Annotated in this window: 14 protein-coding genes; 6 read left to right on the top strand and 8 right to left on the bottom strand. The window is 43.6% G+C overall.

Annotated elements, in window-relative coordinates:
* Positions 1–58: 58 nt before the first annotated feature.
* Positions 59–262, top strand: a complete 204-nt coding sequence (locus RH85_RS20380; protein ID WP_006714639.1) for a CPXCG motif-containing cysteine-rich protein — start codon at positions 59–61, stop codon at positions 260–262.
* Between the two features lie 57 nt (positions 263–319).
* On the opposite strand, the gene RH85_RS20385 is transcribed toward RH85_RS20380, so the two are convergent.
* The 5 genes from RH85_RS20385 to RH85_RS22525 all read right to left on the bottom strand — a co-directional run bounded on the left by RH85_RS20385 (position 320) and on the right by RH85_RS22525 (position 3828).
* A complete protein-coding gene (locus RH85_RS20385) occupies positions 320–934 on the bottom strand; it encodes a riboflavin synthase (protein ID WP_006714640.1) in 615 nt (204 codons plus the stop codon).
* Between the two features lie 561 nt (positions 935–1495).
* On the bottom strand, positions 1496–1906 hold the full coding sequence (locus RH85_RS20390; protein ID WP_006714641.1) for a DUF2000 family protein: 411 nt from the start codon (positions 1904–1906) through the stop codon (positions 1496–1498).
* A 15-nt stretch (positions 1907–1921) separates the two neighbouring features.
* Entirely contained in the window at positions 1922–2518 is a 597-nt protein-coding gene (locus RH85_RS20395; protein ID WP_006714642.1) for a LysE family translocator, read from the bottom strand.
* Between the two features lie 34 nt (positions 2519–2552).
* The gene (locus RH85_RS20400; RefSeq protein WP_006714643.1) at positions 2553–3380 is read right to left on the bottom strand and encodes an AraC family transcriptional regulator; all 828 of its coding nucleotides are present in this window, start codon (positions 3378–3380) and stop codon (positions 2553–2555) included.
* A 238-nt stretch (positions 3381–3618) separates the two neighbouring features.
* Positions 3619–3828 (bottom strand): hypothetical protein, encoded by a 210-nt coding sequence (locus RH85_RS22525; protein ID WP_083824904.1) that lies wholly within the window; start codon positions 3826–3828, stop codon positions 3619–3621.
* A gap of 806 nt (positions 3829–4634) precedes the next feature.
* On the opposite strand from RH85_RS22525, the gene RH85_RS20405 reads away from it, so the two are divergent.
* Both RH85_RS20405 and RH85_RS20410 read left to right on the top strand, forming a co-directional pair.
* A complete protein-coding gene (locus RH85_RS20405; protein ID WP_006714645.1) occupies positions 4635–6005 on the top strand; it encodes an MATE family efflux transporter in 1371 nt (456 codons plus the stop codon).
* Between the two features lie 109 nt (positions 6006–6114).
* Complete coding sequence (locus tag RH85_RS20410; protein WP_006714646.1) at positions 6115–7209, top strand: DUF3080 family protein; 1095 nt, start codon at positions 6115–6117, stop codon at positions 7207–7209.
* A 161-nt stretch (positions 7210–7370) separates the two neighbouring features.
* On the opposite strand, the gene RH85_RS23235 is transcribed toward RH85_RS20410, so the two are convergent.
* Positions 7371–7532 (bottom strand): hypothetical protein, encoded by a 162-nt coding sequence (locus tag RH85_RS23235; protein ID WP_039949492.1) that lies wholly within the window; start codon positions 7530–7532, stop codon positions 7371–7373.
* Between the two features lie 290 nt (positions 7533–7822).
* On the opposite strand from RH85_RS23235, the gene RH85_RS20420 reads away from it, so the two are divergent.
* Complete coding sequence (locus tag RH85_RS20420; protein WP_006714647.1) at positions 7823–11497, top strand: hypothetical protein; 3675 nt, start codon at positions 7823–7825, stop codon at positions 11495–11497.
* A gap of 99 nt (positions 11498–11596) precedes the next feature.
* Positions 11597–12850, top strand: a complete 1254-nt coding sequence (locus RH85_RS20425) for a hypothetical protein (protein WP_006714648.1) — start codon at positions 11597–11599, stop codon at positions 12848–12850.
* A gap of 111 nt (positions 12851–12961) precedes the next feature.
* On the opposite strand, the gene RH85_RS20430 is transcribed toward RH85_RS20425, so the two are convergent.
* Positions 12962–14524, bottom strand: coding sequence for a DUF1254 domain-containing protein (locus RH85_RS20430; RefSeq protein WP_006714649.1), 1563 nt, complete (start codon positions 14522–14524; stop codon positions 12962–12964).
* A 101-nt stretch (positions 14525–14625) separates the two neighbouring features.
* Positions 14626–15504, bottom strand: coding sequence for a LysR family transcriptional regulator (locus tag RH85_RS20435; protein ID WP_006714650.1), 879 nt, complete (start codon positions 15502–15504; stop codon positions 14626–14628).
* Positions 15505–15583: 79 nt separating this feature from the next.
* Between RH85_RS20435 and RH85_RS20440 the strand changes: the two genes are divergently transcribed.
* A complete protein-coding gene (locus tag RH85_RS20440; protein WP_006714651.1) occupies positions 15584–16750 on the top strand; it encodes an OmpP1/FadL family transporter in 1167 nt (388 codons plus the stop codon).
* The last annotated feature ends 103 nt before the right edge of the window (positions 16751–16853 follow it).

The raw sequence follows: 16853 nt of genomic DNA on the forward strand, positions 1-16853 counted from the left end.
TATGGCAAACGATTCGTGACAGCTTTAACGTCACAGGTAGTAATGAAGAGGTAAGTCTATGCGTAATTTCACCGAGAAACAGGTTTTCTGCCCTCACTGCGCTCACTCAATTGGCATTACCCTAGACGCGTCAAATGGTAATCAAGATTTTTACGATGATTGTCCTGCGTGCTGTAATGCTATCCATTTTAACCTCACCGTTAATGAACAGATGGATCGCATCGATTTAACCATTGATGCAGACGATGAGCAGATATTCTGAACCCACAAAAAAGAGCGCATAAGCGCTCTTTTTATTGTTCAGTTATTAGCTAAGTGTTCAATCTACGAGTCGCGCCGCTAAAACACGCTCAACGGTATCAACAATGGCTTGTGTTTGAGGATCGACTTCCACATTGATTTTATCCCCTACTTCACGCGCTCCAAATAAGGTACGTTGTAACGTTTCTGGAATAAGGTGGACGCTAAAACGATTTTCTTCAACCTCACCAATAGTCAACGAACAGCCATCCAAACCAATGTAACCTTTCGGTAAAACATATTTCATTGCCTCGTTTGGCATTTCAAACCAAATGGTGCGGTTGTTCGGAGTATCAATGACTTCATGCACATTAGCCACCAAGGCAATATGTCCCGACATACTGTGACCGCCAATTTCATCGCCAAACTTAGCCGCACGCTCTATGTTTACGCTATCGCCTACCTCAAGCTGGCCTAAGTTGGTCAGTTTTAACGTTGCCTGCATCAAATCAAAGCTAATATTATTACCATCAATATTGGTCACAGTCAGGCAGCAACCATTGTGAGCAACCGATGATCCAATCGCGAGATTAGCACCAAGTGTTTGATCAAGTTCAATTACATGCGTTTGAAAATCTTGTTTCTTATCTATGGAAACAATTTTCGCCATGCCTTGCACAATACCGGTAAACATCGTTATCTCCTTAATCGGTAACGTTCTGTATTATCTTTAGGTTACTTCGCTTTCGCTAACCTGCTTGGGTAAATTAACCCATTAATCGACTGCAGCACAAGCTTACCTGAATCTACCAACATCGGGGGTTCACTGTTTTTAAGCCCTCAGAAACGCTCTCAATTCTCTTCAACTTACTGAAACTTAGACACTTTACCCAACTCCACAATAACCACATCAGTGATATACTTCCTATTAAATCGCTTACTGGTGAGGCTACAGAAATGGATAAGAAGACTTTTACCGAGCAAGGATTAGATGCTCACACTGCACATGCAGATGAGTTGGCGTAGCTGGTTGAGGAAGAGATAGATTTAGATGAAGTCGAAGAAGAAGGCTGCCACGAGTAAAGCGCTCATTCGCAGCTGCTTATCTTTAAATTGACCTAAGGGACTAACTCATTTTTGGACAATTCTGAGTTACGAAGTGCCAACTGTGAAAGTTCTGGACAAAAAGAAACCCGACTTTTCTCTGGTTCGTTATCCTAGATTAGGGTTATTACAGGTATAACCTACTTCAACCCTAATCGTGAAGCTTCGCGCCTTTGACGATTTTATCCACGAGCTTTTTCTCTGCACATAGAGCAATCCCGACCAAGGGTAAGCGCTCCGTATCATAGGAACGAACGGTGCCTCGATTCGCTTCATCATGACCTGTTTCGAACATATCATCGATGAATATTGCGGTTTCTATGTTTGCACGATGAGCGCGTTGGATAAAAGTCGGCAGTTTACTTCTCTTCACTTTAAGGACGATTGTTGGCTGAATACAAAGCGGTAGGTAGGTGTTGTCACTCCCATCCACATATCGTTCTCCAGTCTGAACCGCGGATGTCGAAGTGATGCCACCAGATAAAAAACTGACAACATTCAATTTCTGCCACACTGGTAAATCTTCTGCCACAACAATAACAAACTTAGAATTAAATTGCATATAACCTCTTATTAATCAGAACACTAAATCAATGACTGGCGACACACCCATCTTTAAGCCAACAAACATTAACAACACGGCCATTAGCTTATTCATGGCAACTAAGTAGTCAGTTTCGTTTATCTTTTTGCCAATAAGACGCCCTGCAATGTAGTAAACCGTAGGAGCACCAAACGCAAGTAGTGCCAAAATAGCGCACCACACAAAGATGTACCCGCCGGTAATACCTGCAGATGGAAATTGAACTGTTGCAATAGGTAATGCAACCGTAATGCCTTTCGGGTTAAGCAGCTGTAGTATCAAACCGTCTCGCAGATTCATGCTTTGGCTAGGCTTGAATTCAACCTTACCCACTTGGCTCACGAATATTTTGTATGCCAACCAAAGAATGTAGATTGCCCCCAGTATTGCGGTCCATTGTAAGAAAGCATCATTCATTAATGTCTCGCCAATCAGCGAAACAGCGCTGAATAATGCAAACATGGCGATCGAGACACCGAGGCTAAAGCCAAATATTGAATTTTGTTTCTGTATGCCACTGTTTAAGGAGATAGCGTTGACTGGCCCGGGGGTGTACATGACCCCTAGAGCATAAATAATTATGTCCAGCATAGCGTTAATCTTTTGGTCGATGCTTTAGTTGAGGCTAAAGCGAGAGTTGTTTTTGGTATTGGGTTGGCGTGATGCCAAACGTATTCTTGAAGTTACGATTTAGATGACTTAAATCAGAAAAGCCATACTTAAACGCAATATTCGCGGCATTATCCCCTAGCTCTAACTCGCGTTTTACACGGTTGATTTTATAGCTAAGTACATACTGGTGTGGCGTCATACCAAACTGTTTGTTAAACAGTCGAATGAAATGATATTTAGACATATTGGCAGCGTTTGAAATCTCTTCAATCCCTAGCTTTCGATTTAGGTTGCAGTGAATAAACTCCTTTGCTTGCTCCAATAATTTGTCTGTTCGCCCATACGCTACCTTCTCAATAAACGCCCCATCGCCAAGGCGAACTATCGAATGCGCAATGCCCAGTAAGAGGTGCTCTTCTTCTAGTGAAGAAAGCGGCTGTTCTAAGTTCATAGAGCGGGAAAATGAAATGATCTGCCGTTGCAACACCGCATCATGAAAGGATGACGCTTTCAATCGAGACTGATCCTTAGACACACTCCCTATGCTTTGCATCAAACTCATCATTGTTGATTCAGGTATGTAGAGCATTTCATACTCCATATCTTTTCCACCTCCAGCATTCCCATCATGAACCTGCTCTGGATTAAAAAAGACAATGTTTCCTGCCTGACTTTTATGAAAAGCGCCATTGCTAAAAAAGTCCTGACGACCACGGCAAGTCACACCAATACTGAACTCCTCATGAGCATGTTTACCGTAACTAAAGTCTTTCATCTTTGCCGAAAATGAACACAACCCTAGAGTGTGCGCACTTTTTTGATAGCTAAATTGTTCTTGCATTCTGACAGACTCAATCTATTTGGTGGAAATATAAGGAAAGTATAGAGAGCAAGTGATGGTGAAGATAGAACAAAATTGCTCAATACATAACCGCTGCTTTTGCTTATCTAGCAAACTTTTAGGCAAGAACAAGTTAGAACAACTCGGATAAGCAGCTAAAAATGTTCTGACTTTGAACATTTTGCTCCTCCGAAAATGACAAAAAGAATTCTAACCTAGAACACTTTAAGATCGGTCGTTAGGATCTAACAGTTACTTCAACGCCTAGATAAATCGCTGTCACTTCCTCTCGGCTATGCCCTAACTCTTCGCTAATGATCATTCTGGCGTCATAATCACGCTGCTTGTCTGCACCACTCAACCCTTTCGTTGACGGGCCTCCCGCAGCAGGAGCGCTATTACCCGTGTAAGAGTTCGAGTACCGCCCAACTACCCAATTTTTATCCAATTAATGATCGTGGAGCTGCACATACCAGATCCAGGATAAAATTACTCAATGTACTGACTCGGTCTTAAGCATCGGATTGCCATGTTCTTTTCCTCACATTTCAAATAATTAAAATTGCTTGAGAAAAACTATGCATGAAATTTTCGGTAAGATTTGTTTTGAGCGGTAATTGGACACAAAAGCAAATGAAGAAGAGATGCGTAAAGTGGTCGATGCCAGTCGCTATAGGGTGGACTTATACAGTAGTAGCAAATCTACAACCAATTGATTTATTAGCTTTACTAACTAGAGCATTTTCGCATCTAAGACGTCTCTTTAAGATACGAAATGCTCCATCAAGTAATGAATACAACAAAAATCAATACCCTACAATTGTGCTTACTACCAACATACGCTGCTCATTTTGCTGCATTGGCGGCATAAAATCACTGAATTAGCATCATTATCTCATTGATTTTTTATGCAGGTAAATATCTAAAGACTTCGCTGCTATTGAGGTCTCCAACCACGATAGTGAGTTATTTGTTAAAAACGCAATAAAAAGCCGCGACGAATCGAATTGTTTCGGTATAATGCGCGTGATTTTTAAGCACAACAACGCCCATACCAGTCTGACAAGTCGCAATTGATAGAGCGTCACTCTTACCCATACCGCTCATGTACTCTCACCGTACTTAGCCGTTAGTGACATTCTACTTATATCGCTTAGCAACCGTCCCTACAGAATCAATCTTGATTTTGACAGATTTGTATCAAAACCCACTCGCTGGGGGAAGAGTTGTGCGCCCCCTCTTTTGGAGTTTTCCGTGCATCGTTATAAGCAAGAAGCTAACACTTTGATTAAGTTAGCAACCCCGGTATTGATCGCCTCTGTGGCACAAACTGGGATGGGTTTCGTCGATACTGTTATGGCCGGTGGTGTCAGCGCTATCGATATGGCCGCAGTTTCTATCGCCTCAAGTATCTGGTTACCGTCTATTTTATTCGGTGTTGGCTTACTGATGGCCTTGGTGCCTATCGTCGCGCAATTAAATGGTTCAGGAAAAGTCGATCAAATCCCATTCCAAATCCAACACGGTTTTGTCATGGCGCTATTGATCTCAATCCCGATTATTGGTGTGTTATTCCAAACGCAGTCAATTCTGGATCTCATGGACGTTGATGTCACCATGGCAGTGAAAACGGTTGGCTACATGCATGCGGTGATGTTTGCGGTTCCCGCTTTTTTAATGTTTCAAGCACTGCGTAGCCTTACCGACGGTTTGTCGTTAACTAAACCGGCTATGTTTATCGGATTTATCGGTTTACTGTGTAACATTCCCCTTAACTGGATTTTTGTTTACGGTAAATTCGGCGCACCAGAACTGGGTGGCGTCGGATGTGGTGTGGCCACCGCAATCGTCTACTGGATTATGTTTGGTTTGATGCTGCTGTATGTACTTACGGCTAAGCGTGTCGCCTACATCAAACTATTTAAGCAGTTCCATAAACCTGAATTAAAGGCGCTGGTTCGCCTATTTAAACTCGGTTTCCCTGTGGCTGCTGCGCTGTTTTTTGAAGTGACCTTGTTTGCGATTGTCGCATTGCTCGTTGCCCCACTTGGGCCAATGATTGTTGCCGCGCACCAAGTGGCGATCAACTTCTCATCACTTATCTTTATGTTGCCGATGAGTGTCGGCGCTGCGACCAGCATTCGCGTTGGTTACCGTCTTGGTGAACGCAGTACCGATGGTGCAAAAGTCGCATCACGAGTGGGTTTATTAGTGGCGCTCGCGATGTCATTAACCTCAGCACTACTTACGGTTCTATTCCGCGAACAAATTGCCTTGCTCTACACGGATAACCGTCAAGTTATCGACCTTGCGATGCAATTGTTGTTGCTGGCGGCGATTTACCAATGTATGGATGCCATCCAAGTGGTTGCTGCTGGTGCACTGCGTGGCTACAAAGATATGGCATCGATTTTTAACCGCACCTTTATCGCATACTGGATTATTGGTTTGCCATCAGGTTACATCCTTGGTATGACCGATTGGATCGTTGAACCAATGGGCGCACACGGTTTCTGGATCGGCTTCATTATTGGCCTCTCTTCTGGTGCGCTAATGCTTGGCTCTCGTCTACATTGGATGCACAAACAACCAGACGAAGTACAGTTGAGCTTTTCTGAGCGTTAATCTGTGATTTAGAACATCAATAAAGAAAGGTCAGCATATGCTGACCTTTTTGCTGAGTGTTCCGTACACTATTATATATTGACTGGTTCGGAGCACTCCTACATCCCCTATGCCTTGGCTACTGATTGCTATACTACTTTTTGTCACGGGTTGTAACTTCAATAAACACCCGATTGAAAGCCAATTCGAGACCTATCTCGAACGTATTGCTAATGTGCAAAAAGAGCCCGCTTTAGCTCCCGTCGTTCCTGAACAAATTACGCTTCCTGATAAGCGTGCACTTGCCTTACCCATTGAAACCGTCACCATTGGCTTACTCGATAGTTACGAGCTTAGAAAATGTGGCCTGTTCCATTTAATTGCCGAAAAGAACTCTATCTTAGGTAAGGTACAAGATCAGTTTCGCGAATTTGATTACCAACAAGCACTGATTCTGGGGATCAGACAATGCTTAGCCAATGTTGAGGCTATATCAGAAGAGCAAACAGCCGACAATGCCTCCTCTCAGCGTTCGTCACAAATATCGCTACAATTGAGTGAGCAACTGGCCGAAATTCTCAGCATAAAACTCGCACAGCAACCACACTATATAGCGAACCTGCTCTTCACCAGCAACGCGATGCGTGAGCAACTCACCGGCACACAATGGCTCAAGGTTGATTATGCTAAAGTTGACGTCACAATATTGCGAGGCATGGATGTTATCAACCAAGCTTATCGACGGACCCTACCTAGCCAAAACTCTCATCTGATTGATGACGGCAAAAATAAACATAACCGTCACCGCAATAGCGGTGAGATTGGGTCTGTTACCGATTATCAAGAAGGTTTAGAAAAACACCAAGCTATCGGATCCTTGCTCTTTTCGCTACACAATACAACGAGATGGTTAAATACTATTACGCAGCAACTGACTCTTCACGACAACAAAATACGTTGTGAGCCCAATCGCGACCGCACTCAATTTCGTTACCTAAAGAATGTATTCGACCTGTTTTTTGCAAAAGAGATACAAGCTTATCTAGCACTACTCGATGCCCGATATTACGAACTACAACCCTACTTGCCGCTGTTTCAGCAGGCACATCCTAACTACCAATATCCGCTCGCATCAACTCATGCAAATTTTCGCCAAGCGACTTTAGAACATGTTCAATATTGGCAAACCCTATTTGCACGCTGTGGGATTCAGTTGGCGCGTTAAATCATGGGCTGACATGAGGAGGGGCGATTTGAATGGCGGCATATAAGCCACTGACCAAAAAAATGACGATCACAGTATCGTCATTTTCATTTCGCTTAGCGTCAATATTTTACATAACGCGCTATATTCGCATAACGCGCGATGGCAACTATCGCGACCAATTAATCATCCACACCACATTTCACACATGGTTCATAGGTGCGCCCCTCCTCGTTGATGACGACAAAGCGACCAACGCACTCATCACAAAGCACCAATTTAGGATAAGCATCCTTAGCTTTCTTCGCGTTAATATCGCCTTCCACCGTATATTGTTTTCTCATTTTTTTGCCCAAGCGAGAGATCGAAATTTGGCGCCATTATAGCGCTAGATGTTGCACTTCAAAACGACCATTTCACTATCGTTCAATGCAAAGCTAATTCACATAGCAACCACTAATTAAAACAATACAAATCAATCACACTAATTATGTTTCAACTAGCAAATAGAAATTTTAGAGTGATAAACCCTACATAAGCACCAATTAGCCTATCATTTATCAATGGTAGCGCTGTTTCTCATAGTGGTTTTAAGCTACTGTATTTACAGTTAATAAACAGCACATTACGCCTCATGAACCAATTCGATAAAAATAAAATCATCACCCTCGACATCCAAGAACCTCAGCAAATCAAAGCGGCACTCATTCAATATCAAACCATGCTGATCAGCGGTGAAGCCTTCAAAGAAGAGCAGTTTGATGTCGAGTTTAGACACAGCAACGCAGGTAAAGTACGTCGTTTACAAACCAGTGATGCGGGTGGCAACTTTGGTTTGTTAAAATCGGCCTTAACTAAAAACCAAGGTGGTAGCGAAAGGTATCTTAACGAAGAGATCAGCGACCAATCCGAAGTTTACATTTCAGAGCCGATTCTTTTTGCGGCCGCATTACAGTACCCAGAACTCAAAGAGACCATCGTTGCAACAGTCAAAGCCATCGTGGACTACAGTCGTCGCGTTAACGACACAGACGAAATCTGGATTGACGACATGGACGTATTCGGCGTTGAAGCCGTCTATATGCTGGCTAAAACAGATCTACAATACCTCTACCTACTCGGACAGTTTTTCTTCCCCTACTGGGATGAAGACCATACCGGTGATTGCATTAACTATTTAGCGGAATTTGTGACTGAACTTGGCTGGCACCCAGAAGTGATCAAAGCCTATATATGGTGTGACAACGCAAGCTTTCGCTTAGGCATGTTTATGAACAATCCCTATAGCGATGAACCAACACACCAGACGCTAGGTGAATACCTAACTGAAAACCCATGCCAATATGGCACTTTTAAACAAAGTGTCATCGAGCGTTTTCAAGCGGAACCAGTACTGCTGTATTCCTACGATGAACATAGTGATGAGGAAGAAGATCTCAGCGGTTGCAATCCCGTCGTGTGGCTCTATGAAACACTCTTTCCACGCCATCGTCATTTTTACGATGACGATCTTGAAGACGCCTTTATGCAACAGCCCTTTATGGGCAGTACGTTAGAAAATGAGGCCTATGATCTACAAGGAATGGTAAAAGGCCAAGTTGACGGTCTACTTGTCAAACCCGCTGAAAGTGCACTAAGAAAACGCGCCCGTTATAAAGCCTATCAAGAGCGAGACGAACATCGTTATGACCTCAACTACGGCACTGAAGTACTAAAACCACTGATTCTTGCGATGCCGCAAGGTGAGCGCTTATGGAGCTATATTGAAAGCGGCACCGAGCGCGATGCACTTGATGCTATTCATGAAATTGAATTGATCCCTCTGGCTAGAGCGCATGCGCCGATCATGTTTGAACACATTGACGATCAGCTCAGTTCATGGGAGTACAACAACCGCGGAATTCTTGATGAAATAGAGAATATTCTCGATTTGGCTCGCGACGATCTACTGACCGACCACTTTGGGGATGAATCAACGATTGAACTCGCCAACGGCCTAACCACGACTCTAACGGTGACACTCGATAGCGATGTCACACTGCTTGCTGCGCGCCGAGAACAATATCTTCGCATCGTCGATGTCTTCTACCGCGCTCTCGGTAAACGTGAATTCAACGAATATATGATGGAATCACTCACCGAAGAAGACGAGCCACTGCTATCACGTCAAGATTATTATCGTCGTTATAGCCAACTTGACGAGGCTGTCATCAACGGTTCAGTCAATGAAACAACAACCGCCACAACGACTGCCACGAACGGAATACTGAGTGCACTTGAAGGATTAGACCCCGCTCTCGCGCGTGACGTGCAATCTATTTTTGGCACCTTTATCGATCGAGACGAAATTCTCTACAAACTTCACTTTCAACGTGTCGATGGCGTGCTGCGCACCTCCCGAGCACTGTGCCATCCCAAACTTTGGGCAGACTGTGAGCTCGCTGATATGGGGTTTTTCGCTCTCGCAAGCTATCAGTTATTCAACGATTTCAACCAGCGTATTGGGGATGACGTTACTGAAGCGCTATTCAACTTCCTCAACGACCAACACATTTGGCAGATGGCGGCGGCCAAAATCATAAGATCATGCCGAGTTCGCGATGATCACCACTTTCCTAACTCTGGTTTAATCGATGCTGATATCACGCGTATTAAAACGTATTTCACCGCCGATAAACCAGAAGATGATCAAGCCGAGCTACTTGCTCTAATAACCCCTCACTTATACCGTGATGATGTCAATCGCGGTGAGCTTCACGTCAACAAATTCAGTGAGTATCAACCTGGCTACACGCTATTTCATGATCGCGATGACGATTTCCAACGCTTTACTCTGATTGCCTTCTGGTTGCGACAACTGCCACTTCCGTTGCGCGTTCAAGCGGATCGCCTATGGAGATTCTTGATCGCTCTCGCGCCAGTACGCGTTGCGCGTAACATCATGCGTGCTCACTCTGATGAGCCATGGGACGTAACGATAAACACTCCCCTTGATGAAATTAACCTAACAGAGCAGTTAGAAAAAGCAGGCATCAACTCGGGGCAATTAAATGCCTACGAAATGAGCCGCCACTTCCACGATAACAAATCCTATCAGCAATGGTTGGATGCTTATAGTGAGATAACCAGCACCGCAACCGGTATGTTTGGCGCCATCGACCGTAAAAAAGCGGAAGCGATGCGTGAAGGCTTGAAGTACATTAATGAACATACCAAAATTGACTTTTTGCACGACGTGTCGTTGAAATACCCTGAGGTTAATTTAGATCTTGAGCATGATTTCAAACGTGCATTGAAATTGATGGTGCGTTTGAATATTCGTTCATGGGAAGGCGCTCTAGCATATGAATATGGTCAAGCTTGCCTCTACGTTGGCGATGGCGATGAAGCGCCGGAAAATCTACTCAAACCTATCGCTTCAGATCAGCATACCGTGCACGACAAACCTTGCTATGTCGACGGTTGCTCTTGGTTAAAGAGCACAGTACTGCAACAACGTGGTGAGCAAAATATCATTCTAATGGCCGATCATGAAGTGCCATTAGACAGCTACCAACACTCATTGCCGCGCGGTACGTTACTGATTTTCAATTCAGAAGTAGAAAGTAAAACGCTACTGGCACGCATTGCTGAACTGCAAGATACCACTGCGCGTATCGAGCATTTATGCGAACAAACATGGGCCTACCTAGAAGGCGAGATCGACTATGACAGCATCGCTAATTTGTATAATGCTCATCTCGCAATGGATGGTTTCCGCCCTAGCCTAGATGAATATCGTTTATACAGTATGAACCAGTTTATTTGGACGCTGGATAAAACACGCCGTAATAGATTGGCTAAACTACTGCTCAACCAAGATTGCCACGGCTTTAAAGTGCTGGATGAAAACTATGAAAAGTGTTGGTTACTACACAGGCTCGAACAAGGTGAAATCAATTTTAATGACTACTTTGGAAAAGTACGTGAAAGCCAACGCTTAAGAGAAACCAGCGAAGAAGCCATGCAGTTTATGTTGAATTGGCTAATCGAAATTGGCGTGAACCTAGCTCATATTACGCGTTTCTGTATCAAACATACTCAGTTTGATGCGTGTTGCGAGTTTATTCAAAACCACGCGCGCGGCATTTACGACCACACAGATCAAGGTAGTTTTGCCCAAACCTTAGCTTATCTCTACGCCGGACGTCGCGCGCAGTTGCCTGAGATATTAAGTCGCGCCAATGACGCCTCTCAATTGATTGAGCCCCTCACGAAAGATAAATCACGCTTAGTAAAGGAAGCTGTGATGAAATTTATGGTTCATTAATCAACGCTTATAGCCCCACTCTTGGGTAACTAAGAGTGGGGCTTTTAGGTTTAGTAATCATAGTATTATCGTTTCTAACGCGAGCAAGGACATTCATTGATGCCTATTGAACAGTACTCTTTTTGGGACTATTTCATCTTGATCGTAGGTGGAGTCTTAGTTCTCTTTTACCTTATTTATCTGCCTTACAGCGTCATTAAAAGCAAAAAAGCCATTAATCAATTAGCCAAGACAACACCAAATCGACAGTTAACGTTAAAAGAACAACAAGTCTTATACTTAATCTATGGTAAGAAGCTGCCCATTGGCCCCGTCTTCAACATCGAAGGTTATAGCTCTATCTTCATGAGCAAAAAATGGGATGATTATCGTGAATTTCTCGTCGGGCCATATCGAGTGTTTGGCTCTCACCTAAAGCCGTTTTTACAAGATCAGGGCAATGTAAAAGCCGAGATCTATATTCACCAAAAAAAATCCTATTTACTCAGTGCTAATGATAAAACCATCATCGAGCACTTTGCTGCGCAATGGCAAACAAGATTCAGCCCGACGGGAATTGCGGATGTAGTCAACATTGAGATTATAGCCAACCGAGCAAGCACAGCAGAGGAGCGACAACAACTCAAGATCCTCGCAATAAAACCTAAGCGTTTATTCAGGTCATTGGGCGTGTTTTTCTTCTCTTTTTTTTCCTTTGTCATCTTTTGTTTTGCACTACAAACAACACCCTATTTTTCAAGTATCTTGCCTGTATGTGCACTGCCCGTTTTACTCTTTGTGTACCGATATTATAGAAAATGTCCGTTTGCCCACTCTATTGAGAAAACCGTTAGACTGGCGCAAGGTACAGTTGTCGGAAATGAAGGCAGAAAAGTGTGGTTTAGTGGTAGTGCGGAGCACGCGCCCGAAGATCCGGCGCTTTGCTTTATTGTTCCAACGGAAAAAGAACGACTCTCTTTAGCGACAGGACAACGTGTTCAATTTGGCTTTATTGCTAGCCCTGCGGTCACTCCATATTTACAAGTTGAAACAACAGTGGAAGATTATCATCCACGTATCGTCTTTATTGATGGCGCGTTTGACGCTGGCAAAGAATTTAATGAAACGCCTTTTATTGCATGGCGCTATCCCTATTTCGCGCTATTGCTGGGTTTGAATCCGTTACTAGTAAGTGTTCCGATATTGCTCGATAGTGAACAATCTGCGGATTATTTTGTGCACTGGCCTTTCTACCTTCATTTAGCTTTAGGCTTTTTCTGGCTAATGATCGGCAGTGGCATGTTGCTATATCGTTATTGGATTTATAAACGACAACAGCGTAAAAATTTTGTCACCAAGAACCATGGGATATAAAGCAAATTTAGACCACAACACAGTAAAAAACGATGCCTTTTTCTCATCGCATTATTTATGGGTCTATGTATTGAAGCTCACATAACATGAGCTTCAATACGTGCTAAGCCGCTATTTCACCAGTTCGACATTACCGATACGCCAAGTCTTCTCGATCCATTCCTTTTGCGGACCATACATGCGATGAGCAACAAACCAGCTTTTACCCGGAATAGTCTCTACCCAGTTTTTTTCATATCCAGCCGGAGCCTTAGGCGCAAAATAAATAGTGTAAGAGCCATCTTGATTGGCGCGTAACCCTTCGGTTTGAGATCCAACACTTGGGAACGGTTGAGTTGTTTGTAGCAACGAGCGAGTCTGAGAGTCATACACAGTCAAAGCCCAAAAATCCGCAACAGGCACATTTGCCGGAACAGTCATTTGATAGGTTTTCGCACCATCAAAAAGCTGATCGGAACTGTCTAAATATGCAATCGCGTAATCAGACCCCTTACCCGGCATTTGACCCGCTTTGGCCATCGCCGGTGTAACAGCGGTATAAGGATAATGGAACATTACACGCGCGTCAGAGTTGATACCGCCACTGTCGCTTGGTTTAAAGAATACATCACGATTTACCCACGCCATTATCCAGTTACTATTGGCATCATCCGGGTACAACTCTACGCCACTCATATTATCAATGCTGCCTTCTGTGCGCGGGTACCACACAATTGAGCGTGAAGCAGCATTTCCCAAAGCGACGCCATCTTTTAAGATCCGCTGCATGCGTTTATCGGGGTTAAATTCTTTACCTTTCTCAATGCCAATAGAGGCCAACAGACCGCGCGTTTCATCATCAATAAGTGAGAGGGGCTCATATTGCACCACTTTATTCAAGTGCTCATAAAAGGTCACATCATTAGGATGAATGGTGTTAAACGCTTTACCTGAACCACTGACAAATTCCGTTTCGGCTGGATTTTCTCGGTCCGATAACGGATAGATTTCCAGGTTCTCTCGAATGTTGCCCTCAGTAATTTCCAAGCCATTTTTAATATTCGCACGCATAAAGACCCAAACACGATAAGAGTTGGATTCAATCACATGGTAGCCACTTGCTACGTCACCTTCATAACCCGGAGGCAATAGAAGATATTTCCCCCCCTGACCTTTATCCATACCAAAAGGACCAATATCGCCAAGATAATGGAACCAGGCATCATTAAACGCGCCAAGCATGCCTTGTGGTACTTCAACTACCGTAGGTCCCCACTCTTTTAGATCTAACGTCGACATTGCATACATTGTTGACGTGTTTGCGGTAAGAAATAATGAATTTGAATCCATCAAGTTGTCGAACAACAGCACTTTATTAGGAGAATCAACACCGATCGCCTTAGGTCCATCCATCAATGCCTGCACTGAGGCTGCTGGCATTCCTTTCATGAAGACTTCAGCTGCACGTGCCGTATCCAGATAATCGTAAACTTTACTTGCAGTTTCGGCGGTTGGTGCGCCGTCTAAAAATTGCAGAGTCCCGATTGATGTTTCAATTTGGTTAGGCGTTGAAATGGATGTGATTTGCTGCTCAAGTGATAAGGGTTGTGACGTTGCATGGGCTAAAGTAACCGCAAGCAATCCAGGCAGCGCAACTGCACAAACCATCGCTCGAGAGATTTTAGATAAGCGCATAATATAACCTTTAGTTTGGTGGTTTGCGCTTACTCTAATATTCTCAAAGTGAAAGTAGAGACATTGTCACTTGAATATTTGGAAAGTGGGTTGCTTTGCTCTTATTTTACTGCAACCTGATTAATTATTTGATGTAAACAAACTTGTAATGGCGCATCTCTATTAACAATATGTACGTTAGTGGCAATCTTGAATGCGTACTTTAGTTCTTCTGGTGGAATGACAACAGCAAGGTCCCCTGGTACACAAGAGCGATTGATAATCGCGAATACTTTTTGTTGATTAACGATTTGATGAATCGCTTCAATATTGTCTAACGTCGCGACAATATCCAGATCAATACCATTTTGCTTAAGCATATCTGCATAGCGAAAACGTCGATGGTTCCACCCTTGAGATCGCAACCTTATCGCAGGCCAAGTCACCAAATTATCCCAAGAAAGTCCCGCATATTTCTGGCTAACAACCCCGACGGCCATATCATCAAAAAGCGTGCGCTGCCAAATATCGGCAGTACGATCTTCATTATAAAAGTGAATCGCGATATCTAGTTGGCCATTCAATAACTTCTCCGTGGTTTTGTTTGACCACGTTTCCATTTCAATTGGTGCTCTAGGGAATGTTGCTCTTAGCTTTGAAAAAAGGGCGCCGGCATGCTTGTGCATGAAATGCTCAAACATAGCAATTCGAATCGGTTGCGCGTATTCACTTTGATCGAAGGTCTGCTTACGCAATATTCTACTGATAGATTTTAAACTTTCTTGCAGTTGTGGCCTTACCGATATAGCAAATTGAGTTGGCTTTAACCCTGCCGAAGTGCGGATAAAAAGTGGTTGACCTAGCTGTTCCGTTAATCGAGACAACTGTTTACTCACGGCACTTTCGGAAATGCCTAGACGCAGTCCGACCAACTTTAAATTTTGCAATTCACATGTAATTATAAAGGTTTTGAGTAGGTTTAAATCAACGTTACTTTCCATAAGGTCAAGTTGCTATTTCTTCACTGTCATATTTGGAATTATAAACTGCAGCCAATTGTTCAACAACCTATGAGTCGTTATGAAACTTTATTCTTTTCATATTCTTAGTGCAGTCTGTACTCTCACCTTCGCGTTTCCTACCATAGCTAGTGGCCCAATGATGGGAGAACCTGGCTATGCAAATCTCGGCGTCGCCGGTGCGGGGGATGGGGTTTATCATCAGTCAGCAATGTCGATGTGGACGAATCCGGCTGCAATGTCACTGCAAGACGGACATCAAACCTCTCTCGGTTTAATGGCGTATCATCTCACCGTCGATTATATTGGCGACGAAAATGCTGACGCAAACAGTGCCCTACCCATTGCCACCTTCGCTCATAGTTATCCCATCAATGACGATTTTAAAATAGGCCTTGTCTTTAATACACTGGGTGGCGCAACTCTCGATTATGGCAATGAGTGGCAAGGGCGATTTCAACTTACTGAAGTTATGCTACTTTCCTATCAGATAAACCCTTCAATAAGCTACCAATTAAATGATAGATGGGGGATCGCAGCTGGATTACAGTTCGATTTTGCCTTTTTAGAACAAGAAACGGCTTTGTTAAAACTCGATCGGGATATTGATACTACATTCGGTTTTAATGTCGGCACTATTTATGCCTTGTCCGATGAAATTACGCTTGGGTTATCTTATCGTTCTCAAATCGAGCATGACTTTAGTGGGGACGCGTTTATGCAAACGGCGCAAGGTGAATATAAAGTTACATTAATGTCCGCGCCCGCTTTGGTTGATTTCAGTGCGGCTTATCACATCACTGAGACCACCTCGCTGTTGTCATCAATTCAATGGCATCAATGGTCAGAAATGAAAGAGACGCCATTGATGCTTAACTTCTCTGGAATACAACAAGCCGCACCTGTCGAGCGCAACTGGGAAGACGTCTATCGCTTGTCATTAGGAATAGACCATCAGATCAATTCAGCATGGTCAATTAAGATGGGATATGCCTTTGAAACTTCACCACTCGATAACCCTCAATACCAAGCGCCTGATATGCCAACCACAGGGAAACAACACCGTATTGCGGTAGGAGCATCAAAGCGCTTAAGCCAAGCCGAGTTCTCTTTTTATTATCAATACACTAATGCCGAAGAGATTGACATTAACCAGCCGAACTCTTTGTTACAGGATGGGTCCCTGTCTGTCAGCGCGCACTACATAGGAATGCTGTATGATTTTTAGCGATGCCGTTAACCAAAATTCGCGTATGCGACGCGACTAGTTAGTAGCGCTACTCTTGTGCTAAAGAAACGGTAACTTTGATAATACATGATGATTAAACACA

Source organism: Vibrio ichthyoenteri ATCC 700023 (genome assembly GCF_000222605.1).
GTDB classification, from domain to species: domain Bacteria; phylum Pseudomonadota; class Gammaproteobacteria; order Enterobacterales; family Vibrionaceae; genus Vibrio; species Vibrio ichthyoenteri.

Bases quoted from the DNA above. Each gene is read 5' to 3' on its own strand.
- RH85_RS20380 (WP_006714639.1), top strand. From the start codon at position 59: ATGCGTAATTTCACCGAGAAACAGGTTTTCTGCCCTCACTGCGCTCAC.
- RH85_RS20385 (WP_006714640.1), bottom strand. From the start codon at position 934: ATGTTTACCGGTATTGTGCAAGGCATGGCGAAAATTGTTTCCATAGAT.
- RH85_RS20390 (WP_006714641.1), bottom strand. From the start codon at position 1,906: ATGCAATTTAATTCTAAGTTTGTTATTGTTGTGGCAGAAGATTTACCA.
- RH85_RS20395 (WP_006714642.1), bottom strand. From the start codon at position 2,518: ATGCTGGACATAATTATTTATGCTCTAGGGGTCATGTACACCCCCGGG.
- RH85_RS20400 (WP_006714643.1), bottom strand. From the start codon at position 3,380: ATGCAAGAACAATTTAGCTATCAAAAAAGTGCGCACACTCTAGGGTTG.
- RH85_RS20410 (WP_006714646.1), top strand. From the start codon at position 6,115: ATGCCTTGGCTACTGATTGCTATACTACTTTTTGTCACGGGTTGTAAC.
- RH85_RS23235 (WP_039949492.1), bottom strand. From the start codon at position 7,532: ATGAGAAAACAATATACGGTGGAAGGCGATATTAACGCGAAGAAAGCT.
- RH85_RS20420 (WP_006714647.1), top strand. From the start codon at position 7,823: ATGAACCAATTCGATAAAAATAAAATCATCACCCTCGACATCCAAGAA.
- RH85_RS20425 (WP_006714648.1), top strand. From the start codon at position 11,597: ATGCCTATTGAACAGTACTCTTTTTGGGACTATTTCATCTTGATCGTA.
- RH85_RS20430 (WP_006714649.1), bottom strand. From the start codon at position 14,524: ATGCGCTTATCTAAAATCTCTCGAGCGATGGTTTGTGCAGTTGCGCTG.
- RH85_RS20435 (WP_006714650.1), bottom strand. From the start codon at position 15,504: ATGGAAAGTAACGTTGATTTAAACCTACTCAAAACCTTTATAATTACA.
- RH85_RS20440 (WP_006714651.1), top strand. From the start codon at position 15,584: ATGAAACTTTATTCTTTTCATATTCTTAGTGCAGTCTGTACTCTCACC.